Annotated in this window: 11 protein-coding genes and 1 pseudogene; 1 reads left to right on the top strand and 11 read right to left on the bottom strand. The window is 56.9% G+C overall.

The window, feature by feature from the left end:
- The first annotated feature begins 110 nt into the window (after window positions 1–110).
- The gene (locus ACOYIE_RS02195) at window positions 111–704 is read left to right on the top strand and encodes an ECF transporter S component (RefSeq protein ID WP_433410407.1); all 594 of its coding nucleotides are present in this window, start codon (window positions 111–113) and stop codon (window positions 702–704) included.
- 88 nt (window positions 705–792) lie between these two features.
- Here ACOYIE_RS02195 and ACOYIE_RS02190 read toward each other — a convergent pair whose 3' ends face one another.
- The 11 genes and pseudogenes from ACOYIE_RS02190 to ACOYIE_RS02140 form a co-directional block, all read right to left on the bottom strand.
- On the bottom strand, window positions 793–1,563 hold the full coding sequence (locus tag ACOYIE_RS02190; protein ID WP_433410406.1) for a hypothetical protein: 771 nt from the start codon (window positions 1,561–1,563) through the stop codon (window positions 793–795).
- Window positions 1,550–2,107: an RNA polymerase sigma factor gene (locus ACOYIE_RS02185; RefSeq protein ID WP_433410404.1), complete on the bottom strand. Its 558-nt coding sequence runs from the start codon at window positions 2,105–2,107 to the stop codon at window positions 1,550–1,552. The genes ACOYIE_RS02190 and ACOYIE_RS02185 overlap by 14 nt, the downstream gene beginning before the upstream one ends.
- Before the next feature lie 140 nt (window positions 2,108–2,247).
- On the bottom strand, window positions 2,248–2,388 hold the full coding sequence (locus ACOYIE_RS02180; RefSeq protein ID WP_433410402.1) for a TnpV protein: 141 nt from the start codon (window positions 2,386–2,388) through the stop codon (window positions 2,248–2,250).
- Window positions 2,389–2,593: 205 nt separating this feature from the next.
- Window positions 2,594–2,680, bottom strand: a pseudogene (locus ACOYIE_RS02175) (TnpV protein); the annotation flags it as partial.
- Window positions 2,681–2,731: 51 nt separating this feature from the next.
- Window positions 2,732–4,081, bottom strand: coding sequence for an RNA polymerase factor sigma-54 (rpoN, locus tag ACOYIE_RS02170; protein ID WP_433410400.1), 1,350 nt, complete (start codon window positions 4,079–4,081; stop codon window positions 2,732–2,734).
- A 157-nt stretch (window positions 4,082–4,238) separates the two neighbouring features.
- On the bottom strand, window positions 4,239–5,384 hold the full coding sequence (locus ACOYIE_RS02165; protein WP_433410398.1) for an MFS transporter: 1,146 nt from the start codon (window positions 5,382–5,384) through the stop codon (window positions 4,239–4,241).
- A 135-nt stretch (window positions 5,385–5,519) separates the two neighbouring features.
- Window positions 5,520–6,356: a prephenate dehydrogenase gene (locus ACOYIE_RS02160; RefSeq protein ID WP_433410396.1), complete on the bottom strand. Its 837-nt coding sequence runs from the start codon at window positions 6,354–6,356 to the stop codon at window positions 5,520–5,522.
- A gap of 65 nt (window positions 6,357–6,421) precedes the next feature.
- A complete protein-coding gene (locus ACOYIE_RS02155; protein ID WP_433410394.1) occupies window positions 6,422–7,087 on the bottom strand; it encodes a VanZ family protein in 666 nt (221 codons plus the stop codon).
- Window positions 7,088–7,146: 59 nt separating this feature from the next.
- On the bottom strand, window positions 7,147–9,069 hold the full coding sequence (locus tag ACOYIE_RS02150) for an NAD(+) synthase (RefSeq protein ID WP_433410392.1): 1,923 nt from the start codon (window positions 9,067–9,069) through the stop codon (window positions 7,147–7,149).
- 146 nt (window positions 9,070–9,215) lie between these two features.
- Window positions 9,216–11,768 carry a DNA gyrase subunit A gene (gene gyrA, locus ACOYIE_RS02145; RefSeq protein WP_433410390.1) on the bottom strand — a complete coding sequence of 851 codons (2,553 nt, stop codon included), beginning with the start codon at window positions 11,766–11,768 and terminating at the stop codon, window positions 9,216–9,218.
- A 51-nt stretch (window positions 11,769–11,819) separates the two neighbouring features.
- The coding region (locus tag ACOYIE_RS02140) for a threonine aldolase family protein (protein ID WP_433410388.1) at window positions 11,820–12,851 on the bottom strand (1,032 nt) is incomplete at its 5' end.

Below are 12,851 nucleotides of genomic sequence, written 5' to 3'. Positions count from 1 at the left end.
GATTTTTCTGTGCCGTCTGACCCTATAAAATAAACGCAAATTGACTATTTTCATCAGGTCATAAGCGGCGTATCATAGTTGTCAGATACCATCGGCAGGAGGAATTTCTGATGCAAACCGGAACGCATAAAATCACACTGTATGACATTGTCTCGACCGGCCTGATGGCCGCGGTTGTTTTTGTTGTGACAATGTTTCTCTCCATCCGCATTCCCACGCCCACCGGCACCACCATGATTAAGCTGGCCAACGCATTCGTTTTGCTGTGCGGTCTGCTGCTTGGGCCCGTGCGCGGCGGACTGGCCGCCGGTCTGGGCTCCATGTTCTTTGACCTGATGACGCCCGAATATGTGCCCGAGGCCTGGATCACCTTTATCCGCTTTTTCCTGATGGCCTGGCTGTGCGGCGTAATCGCCCACTGGGCCGGCGCACGCGCCAAACGCTTCGGCCGCAATGCTGCCGCGGCGCTGATTGCCGCCGTATTTTCCACCGTCTTTTACATGTTCCAGAACATCGCCGCGCTGATGATCGGCGGCAGCGCCTTTGCGCCCGCCTTTGCCGCAAATATCCCCAAGCTGCTTGCCTCGGGGCCGAATACCGTCATCGCCGTTGTGGTTTCGCTGGCGCTGCTGCCGGCGCTGCAAAAGGCCATGCAGGCCACTTCCTTCGGCCGCCATTTGCAGGAAGCGCAGCATAAAAATTAAAAAAACAGCCCCCTGCTCTGTGGGGACTACATACATTTTGACAGCAAAACACCCTGCAAGATTTTGAAGTCTTGCAGGGTGTCTGTTATCATTGTCTGAAGCCATTAGATGATATTGGTGATTCAACAGTAGATTCTACTCGTTCATCATACAAGAACATAAAGTAGCCATAGCTTTCATTTGCAATAAACTCTGTCAATTCATCATAAGTGGCGTGCAGAGTCAAGTAATAATGATAAGATTCTCCATCGGAAACAGTTTCATAGGCAACAACATATCCAATATTCGAAAGTCGTTTACACTCGTCTTGTACTTGGTTGCTATCTGATGATAATTGTTCATTGTTGTTGAACACATCAACGACTACACGATACAAAACACTATCTCCATATTCATTCATAGCTTCACTCAACGGTATCGAAAAATAAAATTTGCCATTTTCGGGTGTTTCATACGAAGCAGATGGTGTTCCGTTTATACTAAACGAAGAAATCATAGTCTTTTCGCTTCCGTTAGGACTGTAGCTATTAGGATGATTCCCAGCATTATCATTTGCAGCAGAAGAATTGTTGCTCAAATCCGCATCGTTTTTAGATGTCTGAGTGTCTGCGTTAGCATTCAATTCATCTGGGTTAATATAATCTTTTTCGCCGATATTGATTGAATCATTTAATGTTGCAGGTGGTGTTGTGCCGAACATTCCTCCTTGCCACATACCGAAGCCCAACCAGACAACAAGGCACACACAGCACATCGAGGTTACTGTACGGGTAATGATTGTCCTTTTCCTTTTTTTCTCGGCAGCATACTTATCTCTGCGTTCAAGCAGGCTATTTACCATTTCTTCAGAATTCTTCATAAATAAATCCCTCCTTTTCAAGTTTTGATTTCAAAGACTGCTTTGCCCGGTAAAGAAGATCTTTTATTTGTCGGTCATTCTTTTTCAACACAATTGCCGCCTCTTTATTGGAAAAACCTTCAAAGAAAACAAGCCAGAGGATTGTTCTGTAATCGGTTGAAAGTTCAGAAACAGCCTTATGGACTATGATTTTTCTCTCTTCTTTTAGGTAGGATTGTTCAAGGCTCTGCTCCTCGCTCAAATAGTTTTCCATATCTTCGATGGGAGTATGGAGCATTTTTGAATGATGCCTTATATAATCAATCGCCACATTTCGTCCGATTGCATATAACCAACACTTGAATGTGCTTTTACCGGAATATCTCGGCTTTTTGGTGATCAGCCGAAAGAAGGTATCTTCCGTCAGTTCCTCGGCAATGAAAATATTATTGACGTAACCGTTCAAATAAAGAATAAGACCATCTTTATAATCTTCAACGATTTCAGCTATCCCGTTGTCATCACCATCAAGGAAACGGCGGTAGCTGCTTGCACCGTTGTCCATTGACTTTCTCCTTTCCGAAGGGGGTGTGTTTTTGTCCCTTTCACTTATTAGTCGTATGAGAATCGAAATAGTCGCGCCTTTATTATAACATTTTTCGCAAAAGATCAGCGGCAGGGATTTTAACCCCTGCCGCCGTGTTCTTATTTTGCGAATTTTATCATAACCTCGTTGGCGGCATCGGTATATCTGCCTTGTGCCATCAGTTTGCCGCTTGTCAGCAGATTAGTGTAGAACACCTTTTTATGCTCTCGAATATACCGCAAATGCCGCTGTCCCCACACGCCGATATACCTTTTCTTCTTTTTCGGCGGGTCATTCCAAACAAGGAATGTAATAATCGCCCTGCTTTGTTGTTATTGTACATCATTTTATTTCATAGCACGGATACCATACCAAAGTTATACCATAACACTTGCGGACAGTTCTACCGCAACTTTTGTGAGATATGAGAAAAGTCCGAACAGTTTTCTGCCCGGACTTCCTCGCTCAATCATAAATCAATTCTGTTTTCACAACTTCCTCTGCCTGTACCCTGCAAGCGTTCATCTGCCACTCTATCTGATTTTCGGCTTCCTGTGCAATACTGTCATACGAACACCCGTCTATATGGCAGGGGATTTTGTTTTATTCCGTTGCGCGGCGCTCATACGCGCCCTTGATATGCAGCTCCTGCCGGTATTTCGCTACCGTGCGCCGCGAAATCTGCACGCCGCAAAGCTCGTTGAGCCGCTCGGCCAGCGCAGCGTCGCTATAGGGTTTGGAGGCATCCTCCTGTTCAATCAGCTGGCGGAGCTGATGGAGCAGCTCACCCCGCCCAACGGCCGGACCGTCCTGCATGCCGGCCGGCGCCGCTGTCTCCAGCAGACCGGAAAGCGGAATCACCCCGCGCGGGCACTGCACATATTTGCTCCGCACCGTGCGGCTGACCGTTGAAATATGAATATGCAGCGCTTCTGCGACCTCCTGCATGGAAAGCGGATGCAGCGGCATGCAGCGCAGCACAAAATCCTCCTGCCGTTCCAGCATAAGGCGTGTCATATCAATAATGGTCCGGCGGCGCTGCTCAATCGCATGCACCACCGCGCGCGCACGGCGTATTTTTTCGGTAAAATACGCGCGCTCTTCCTCGGTTTCGGCATGTTCGGCCATCAGCAGATAGGTACGGTTGACATGAACCGTACCGCACCAGGAATCGTTGATTTCAATTTCCCAGCCGTCCGCCGTGTGCGATGCCAGAATATCCGGCACCAGATATTCGGTGGGCTGCGCCGTCATACCGGCCACAGGACGCGGGTCCAGCAGGCGGAGCACCTCCAGCGCCTGCGTCACCTCTGCCCGGGAAACGCCCAGCTCACGGGACAGGCGCTTGACCTGCCCTGACGCAATATCGGCAAAATGCCAGCGCAGAATTTCCTCCAGCAGCGGGGTTTTGCGGCCGTACCGCTCCAGCTGCAGCAGCAGGCAGTGCGGCAGATCGCGCGCACCCACGCCGGCCGGCTCCAGCGTGCGCAGCAGCGCCAGCGCCTTTTCACAGTCCGCCGGCACAGCCTGTATCATTGCCGGCAGCTCGGCCTCATCCATGCCCAGAAACCCGTTGTCATCCAGCAGGCAGACCAGACGACGCAGCGCGCGATATACCCCCGGCGGGCAGGTGCGCTCGTTCACCTGCTGCAAAAGCTGATCCTGTATGGAGGGGCTTTCAAACTGCGCCACGTTGAACAGCAGCTTTTCCGGACTTTCCGCCCGTCCGCTGCCGATATGTACGCTGTTGCGCTCCACCCACTCCTGCTGCTCCACCGGAGACAGCGGCTGATCGGAAAACGAGCCGATTTCCAGCAGCGGGTTCTCGGTCTGTTCCTGCAGGCAGTATTTTTGCAGTTCTTCCGTATTCATTTCCAGAATCCGCAGCGACTGGATCTGCATCAGCGACAGGGTCTGTTTTTGCGTCAGAGACAGTGTAACTCCCAAATCCATTTCTAAATCCCTCTTTGCAATATCTCTGTTCGCTCTCTCTCTTCCTGTATATTATCTCAAAAAAGCCGGAGAAAGGCAAGTCCGGATTCAGGCAGATTGCCGCATAAACGAAAAAGGGGCCGCTCCCGAAGAGCGGTCCCTCTCTTTTTCCGCATTTTCAGGCCGTTTCGCCCTCGCGCACGAACAAAAGCAGCACCGAGCTGGCAAACATGCCGATCACCGCCGCAATAATGCTCATCATACCGGCGTGAATGCCAAAAGCCGAGGCAATGGCCCCCACGATATACGGCATGGCGATGGCGCCCAGACCGGCCACCGGCAGCATCACGCCCACGCCCGTGCTGGAAAGCGACTTGCCCGCGCTGGCAACGGCCGTCGGGTTGACGCCTGCAATGGCCACGCCGAACAGAAACAGCGATACCATCGCCGAAACCGGCGAACCGGCCCGCAGCAGCAGCAGATAGGCTGCGATGCAGCCCAGCGTCATACCGGTCAGCGCGCGGAAGCTGTTTTTGATGGGCATGACCAGCGCAATAAACAGACGGGCCGCCAGCATCGCGCCCCAGATGACCGAAACGGTGAGCTGCCCGATCGTGCCGGACAGAATGCCCGTATCCTTAAAATAGGTCACCATCCAGCCCGTTACGGCAATTTCCGTGCAGTTCTGGAAAAACAGCACCGCGGTCAGCAGCCAGAACCGGCGGGAGTGAAAAAAGTCCCACTGTCCCCCCTGCTGTTCGGCGCGGCTGGCACGGCGCGGCAGCCTTCCGGCATAGGCCGCCGCCCAGAGCAGCACGCCGCAGACGGTCAGGCCGAACATCGGCGCGCGCCAGTGCAGCAGGCCAAGCGCCGCAATCAGCAGCGGGCACAGCAGCGAGCCCAGCGCAAACCGCGCGTGCGCCAGGTTCATGCTCCGCGTGCGGTTTTCGGCTGCAAGGGCAACCAGCACGCTGTCCGTATTGAGCACGCACCCCTTGGCCGCGCCCACAAAAATATACGCCGCCAGCAGCAGCCAGGGATTGCCCGTCAGCGCCATCATCAGATAACCCAGCGCGCCGCCCGATAAAAACAGCAGCGCAGTGCTGCGCATGCCGTGCCGCACGGTCAGCATGCCGGTTGCAAAACCGGCCAGCAGGTTGCCGATACTCAGCGCGGCCAGCAGCACCCCGCCCCACTGGTAGCCCAGCGCATACCGGTCCTGCAAAAGGGACATGACCACGCCGCCGCTTGTACTGAGCAGGCCGCCCAGCAGCATGGTTTGAAACGCGCAGCGCAGCAGGCGCCGGCGGATATGAATCTGCATGACATCTGTTCCCCCGTCCGTCAAAAATTCCTTATACAGTGTACACCCGAAACCGCTCCCGCGCAAGAATAAACTGCGCGCATTGGGCAAAAAAAGGACGGGCGCCTTGCCCGTCCCTCGTTCGTCCATGCGGTTTTATCCCAGCCGCTCCTTGCGCTCGCGGCCGTCCCGCAGCAGCGCGGTCAGCGTTTCACGGTCACCGGCGCGGATGGCGCGGCGGTATTCGTCCAGATGCGCGATGATCTCGTCAATTTCCTGCGCCAGCGGCGCGGCGTTGCACAAAAACAGCTCGCTCCACATATGCTCGTTGAGCTTGGCCACGCGCGTCAAATCCTTATAGCTGCCGGCGGAATAGCCGTTGTGCTGATCGGCTTCCGGACTTTTGATATAAGCCGAAGAGACCACATGCGCCAGCTGCGAGGTGAACGCAATCATCCGGTCGTGCTGGTCGGCGGTGCAGCGCACGGTCTGCCCAAAGCCCAGACCCATGAAAAACGCTTCCAGCGCCTGCAAAACCGCTTCATTGCTCGACCGGTTGGGCACAAAGATCATGCTCGCCCCGTCAAACAGCGTGGGCTGCGCGTAATCAAAACCGGAAAATTCCCGTCCGGCCATCGGGTGCCCGCCCACAAAGTGGACCCCCGCCTGCAGCGCGGCCTGCTCCAGCCGGTCAATCATAAAGCGCTTGACGCCCACCATATCCACCACAACGCAGCCCTTTTTCATTTTGGGCATGGCTTGCAGCAGCCAGTCCACCGTGGCCTGCGGATACAGACCGATCAGCACCAGATCGGCCTGGCCGAACAGCGCTTCGGTCGCAACGGCGTCAATCGCGCCGTCTGCGCGGGCTTTTTCCGCGGTCTCCCGCGTGCGGTTCCAGCCGAGTACGCGGCAGTCTGTGTGGCGCTTGATGGTCTGCGCCATCGAGCCGCCCATCAGGCCGAGGCCGGCCACCAAAACGGTATCAAACATGCGTAACAGTCCCCCCTGTTGTTTTTTGCCCGATCAGGCAAACAATTGAAGAATGGAGAATTTTTTTATCCGCCGCCGGTTTTTTCACGCGGGGTGACGGCGCACACCCGCTTCCACAGCGGCGTGATGCGGCAGACGGCAAAAACCAGCAGCGCGCCGGCCAGATTGAGAATCAAATCGTCCACATCGCACGAGCCCGCGCCCGAGTACACCTGCAATACTTCCACTGCGGTGATGCCCTGCACAAGCGTTGCGGTAAAGAAAAAAATGCTGCGCTGCCAGCGGAACAGCGCGGGCAGGAAAAAGCCCATCGGCGCGAACGCCGCCAGATTGCCCGCCAGGTTTAGCACGACCAGATAAAGCGAAATATTGCCGTATCCATAGGCGCTGATGTAGTTGCGGATGGTGCGCAGCGGCTCCAGATTGACCGCATCCAGCGCCAGATGGCCGGTAAAGCCGCGGCCGAAGGCATTATCAAAAAACAAAACGTTTGCCAGCACCCACAGATAATACCAGAACAGCAGCATCACATAATCCCGCCGCCGTTTGGCGCGCGCGCCCTTTGGCAGGCCGAAAAAAAACGCCAGCCACAGCAAACCTGCAAAAACCGCCGCAAACACCAGCTTAACCGGCGGATGCACCACATACTGCGGGGCCAGCTCAATATATAAATTCAGACAGAACACCGCGGCGGCCAGCACCGCCACGGCATTGCGAAACAGGGTTTTCAAATGCTTTGCTCCTTTGAAAAGGATGAGCGGCAGAGCCGTATCCTGCGAAAAATTTTCCGTTACAGGGCTTCGGCTTCCGCCAGCCACAGGTCTGCGCAGGCGTCCGACGGCATGCGCCAGTCTCCGCGCGGGGAAAGCGCCACCGTGCCGACCTTGGGGCCGTCCGGCAGGCAGGAGCGCTTGAACTGCTGGGTGAAAAAGCGGCGGATAAAGGTAATCAGCCATTTTTTGATGACCGCAGCGTCATACACGCCGGCAAAGGCGCGGCAGGCCACGCGGTACACTTTGCGCGGCGGATAGCCAAAGCGCAGCATATAAAACAGGAAAAAGTCATGCAGCTCATACGGGCCGACGAGGTCTTCGGTTTTCTGGCTGATTTCGCCGTCCGTGGGCGGCAGCAGCTCGGGCGATACCGGCGTATCCAGAATATCGCGCAAAACGGCTTCGAGCGCGCCGCCCGCGCGGCCCGCCTCGTAATCGACCAGATGGCGCACCAGCGTTTTGGGGATGGAGGCGTTGACGCCGTACATGCTCATATGGTCGCCGTTATAGGTCGCCCAGCCAAGCGCCAGCTCGGACAGATCGCCCGTGCCGACCACCATGCCGCCCTGCTTGTTCGCCAGATCCATCAGCACCAGCGTGCGCATACGCGCCTGCGCGTTTTCAAAGGTCACGCTGTGGTCGTTCCAGTCGTGCCCGATATCGGCAAAGTGCTGATCGACCGCCGCCTTGATATCCACGGTCTGCAAGGTCACGCCGTAGGCTTCCGCCAGCTTTTCCGCGTTGCCGCGGGTGCGGGCGGTCGTGCCGAAGCACGGCATGGTAACGGCAAGGATACCCTTTCGGTCCAGACCGAGACGGTCAAACGCATGCGCCGTCACAATCAGCGCCAGCGTGGAATCCAGCCCGCCGGACAGGCCGACCACCACGGTTTTCGCGCGGGTGTGCGCAATACGGCGCGCCAGACCGGCCGCCTGAATGGTCAGGATCTCCTCGCAGCGTTCGACGCGCTTTTCGCTGTTTTCCGGCACAAAGGGCAGCCGGGGAAAACGCCGGTCGGCAAGGTCGCAGTCCGCCGCAGGCAGGGAAAAGGAAAATACGCCGGTTTCCGCCGCGCCGAAGGTATTCATGCGCCGGCGCTCATAGGCAAGGCGCTCCAAATCAATATCTGCGTAAACGATACCCTCTGTAAAGCGGCGGCTTTCTGCTAAAAGCGTTCCGTTTTCCGCGATGAGGTCATGCCCCGCGAACACCAGATCCTGTGTGGATTCGCCGGTGCCGGCGTCCGCATACACATAGGCGCAGGCCAGCCGCGCGGACTGCTGCCGCACCAGATCGCGGCGGTAAGCCGCCTTGCCGACCAGCTCATCCGAAGCGGACAGGTTGGCGATGATATGTGCGCCGCCCTGCGCAAGCTCAATGGACGGCGGCGCGGCGACCCACAAATCCTCGCACAGCTCCACGCCGAAGGTAAACAGCGGCTGCTCCTCGCAGGCGAACACCTGACCGGTCACCACCGGCACGCGAACCGTCTCGCCCGCGCCGTTTTTCACGCAGACGCCTTCCATGCAGTCCAGCGCGTCGCCCGAGACAAAGTGGCGCTGTTCGTAAAATTCGGAATAATTGGGCAGGTGGCGCTTGGGCACAAAGGCCATCACCTCGCCCCGGCAGAGCACCGCGGCGCAGTTATACAGCTTGCCGCGCACGCGCAGCGGCAGACCAACCAGCACCACGGCTTCAAGCGCCGCAGTTTGCCGGCACACGGTCTCGAGCGCGGCGAGCGCGCCGTCCAGCAGGGTCTGCTGCAAAAACAGGTCGCCGCAGGTGTAGCCGGTCAGGCACAGCTCGGGAAATACGATCAGTTTCGCGCCTTTTTCCGCCGCTTCACGCGCCAGCCGCGCTGTTTCCGCCGCGTTATACGCGCAGTCCGCCACGCGCAGCCCGGGCGTTGCCGCCGCAACCTTGATAAATCCGTCCTTCATCGGGTTCTCTCCTTCTTCATGCAGGCATTCCAGATAGAGTCAGTATACCCCTTTTTTGCCGCCCGCGCAAGGCGCATGTGGATTTTCTGCTCCGGCAAAGCGCTTTCCCCGCAAAAAAACGGACGCACAAAGCGTCCGTTTTGCTGTTATTCCTGCTCGGCATTTTCTTCTTCTGCGGTATCCGGTTCTTCCTTATCCGTGCGGGCGATGGAAATGACCTTGACGTCCTCTCCCGTCCGCATGACGATAACGCCCTGGCTGCCTCTGCCGCATTCGCGGATTTCTTCCACACCCGTGCGGATAATGACGCCGTCATCGGTGATAATCATCACGTCGTTCTCATTATCCACAACCGCAATGCCGGCCACCAGACCGGTCTTTTCGGTCAGGTTGTGCAGCGTCATGCCGCCGCCGCCGCGGTGGTGAACGGTAAATTCCTCCACCGGCGTGCGTTTGCCGTAGCCGTTCTCTGTGATGGAGAGCACATACGCGCCCTTGCGCGCCCGCGCCGCGCCCACAACATAGTCGCCCTCACTCAGCCGGATGCCCCGCACACCGGTCGCCGTGCGGCCCATTGCGCGGACTTCGTTTTCGTCAAAGCAGATGGCGCGGCCCTCATGCGTGGCGATCAGGATGTTCTGCTCGCCGTCGGTCAGGCGCACGTCAATCAGCGCGTCATCCTCATTGAGGTTCAGTGCGCGCAGACCCGCCCTGCGGATATTTTGCAGATCGGAAAGCACCACGCGCTTGGCAACGCCCTGTTTTGTGACAAAGAACAGGAATTTATCATCCGCAAACTGCTGGATCGGGAACATGGCGGTGATTTTTTCATCGTTTTCCAGTTCCAGCAGGTTAATGATATTCATGCCCTTGGCCGAGCGGCCGGTCTCCGGTATCTGGTAGCCCTTGAGCTTGTATACCTTGCCGCGGTCGGAGAAAAACAGGATGGTATCATGCGTGGAGGCGGTGAAAATGCTCTTGGCAAAGTCCTCCTCACGGGTGGACATGGCCGAAATGCCGCGTCCGCCGCGCCGCTGCGCGCGGTAAACCGAAGTCGGCTGGCGTTTGATATAGCCAAAGTGCGTCAGCGTATACGCGCAGTCCTGCTGCTCGATCAGGTCTTCAATGTCGATCTCATCGGCAACGTTGGCAATTTCGGTGTGGCGCGCGTCGCCGTATTTGGCCTTGATCTGCTGCAATTCTTCCTTTACAACGGCAAGAATATTCTCATCGGCGGACAGAATATGCTCAAACCCGCGGATTTTTTCTTCCAGTTCGGCATATTCTTCATTGAGCTTCTGCTGCTCCAGACCGGACAGGCGGCCCAGACGCATATCCACAATGGCCTGTGCCTGCGCGTCATCCAGGTGGAACTCAAAATGCGCCGAACCGTCCACAATGCCGAGCAGCGCAATCTGGTCAATCCAGAACGGCTCTTTGCACAGGTTTTCCTTGGCCTCCGCCTCATTTTTGGAGGCGCGGATGATGGCGATGATGCGGTCGATATTGTCCCCGTCGGTCGCAACCTTCAGACCTTCGAGGATATGCGCGCGGTCCTGCGCCTTTTTCAAATCAAAGCGGGTACGCCGCGCAACCACGTCTTTCTGGAAGGCGATATACTGGTCGATGATCTGGCGCAGCGTCAGCACGCGCGGCTGCAATTTGCCCTGCGCGCCCGAAGGCACCAGCGCAATGTGAATCATCGAAACAGTATCCTCAAGCTGTGTATAAGTGAAAAGCTGGTTTAAGATAACCTGCGCGTTGGCGTCGCGGCGGATGTCAATGACGATCTGCATGCCTTCGCGCGAGGAGTGGTCCTGAATATTGGTGATGCCGTCCACGCGCTTGTCCTTAACCAGACCCGCCATGGCCTCCACCAGACGGGCCTTGTTGACCATATAGGGAATCTCGGTCACAAGAATCTGGCTTTTGCCGTTCGGCAGGTCGACGATCTCGGTCTTGGCGCGCAGCTTGATTTTGCCGCGGCCGGTGGCATAGGCGGCGCGGATGCCCGAGCGGCCCATGATGATGCCGCCCGTTGGAAAATCCGGTCCCTTGATGAACTGGCAGATCTCGTCCAGGCCGGCCTCCGGATGGTCGATGACGTAGCAGACGCCGTCGATCACTTCGGTCATGTTGTGCGGAGGAATATTGGTCGCCATGCCGACCGCGATGCCCGACGAGCCGTTGACCAGCAGGTTGGGATAACGCGAGGGCAGAACCAGCGGCTCTTTCAGGTTTTCATCAAAGTTGGGCTGAAAATCCACCGTATCTTTTTTGATATCGGCCAGCATGTAGTTTGCCACGCGGGCCATGCGGGCCTCGGTATAACGATAGGCCGCCGGGGGGTCGCCGTCCACCGAACCGAAGTTGCCGTGGCCGTCAATCAGCGGATAGTGCAGCGAAAAGGGCTGCGCCATGCGCACCATGGCGTCATACACCGATGCGTCGCCATGGGGGTGATACCGGCCGAGCACGTTACCGACGGTCGTGGCCGACTTGCGGTAAGGCTTGTCCGAAGTCAGTCCGTCCTCAAACATCGCGTACAGAATACGGCGATGCACGGGCTTGAGGCCGTCGCGCACATCGGGCAGCGCGCGGCTGACGATGACGCTCATCGCGTAATCGATGTAGCTTTTGCGCATCTCCTTTTCCAGATCGACCTGTATGATTTTCTGTTCTTCGTAGCTTACGTTCATTGATTGCCTCCAAAATGTTGGCTGTTATTGCAAAAACGGAAATTTTTCCGCTTAAAACAGGGTCAGCAGTTCGTCCACCTGCTGTTCGGTGGTTGCCCAGCTTGTTGCCAGGCGGATGATGCTGTGCCCCTCGTCATACCGCTCCCAATAGCTGAAAGCGACCTGCTGCCGCCGCAGCTCGTCCAGCATGGCGTCTTCCAGAATGACGAACTGCTGGTTGGTCGGCGAGGGGAACGCGATGCGGTATCCCTTTTCCCGCAGGCCCTTTTGCAGGCGCATGGCAAGCTCCACCGCCGGACGGCAGATTTTTTCATACAGTCCGTCGGTAAACATCGCGTCAAACTGCACGCCGCTCAGGCGGCCCTTGGCAAGCAGCGCGCCGTGCTGCTTGGTCATGGTGACAAACTGTTTGGGCGCGGCCCCGCGCGGGAACACAACGGCTTCGCCGCACAGCGTGCCGCATTTGGTGCCACCGATGTAAAACGCATCGCAGCAGGCGGCAATTTCGCGCAGCGTCACGTCTTCCGAAGCGGCCAGGCCGTAGCCCATGCGCGCGCCGTCCATATAAAGCGGAATCTCATATCTCCGGCAGACGGCGGAAAGCTCCTCCAGCTCCTGCCGGCTGTACAGCGTTCCGAATTCCGTCGGGTGGGAGATATATACCATGCCGGGGAATACCATATGATCGTGATTGGGGTCGTTCCAGAACGTGGAAAGGCATTTTTCCAGCGCCTCGGCCGACATTTTGCCGTCCTTTTCGGGCACGGTCAGCACCTTGTGGCCGGTAAATTCAATCGCGCCGGCCTCATGCACGCTCACATGGCCGGTCTCCGCCGCAACCACGCCTTCATATTTGCGCAGCATCGCGTCAATCACCAGCATATTGGTCTGCGTGCCGCCCGTGATGAAAAACACCTGTCCCTCCGGACAGCCGCAGGCCGCTTTGATCTTTTCCACCGCCGAAGCTGTGAACGGGTCGGTTCCGTAGCCGGAAACCGGCTCCATATTGGTCTGCACCAGACGCTCCAGCACCGCCGGATGCGCGCCGAAGCCATAGTCATTCTCAAAATAAAGCATATCGCA

Source organism: Agathobaculum sp. (genome assembly GCF_050946325.1).
GTDB lineage: Bacteria > Bacillota > Clostridia > Oscillospirales > Butyricicoccaceae > Agathobaculum.
This window is presented reverse-complemented; position numbering and strand designations above follow the sequence as displayed.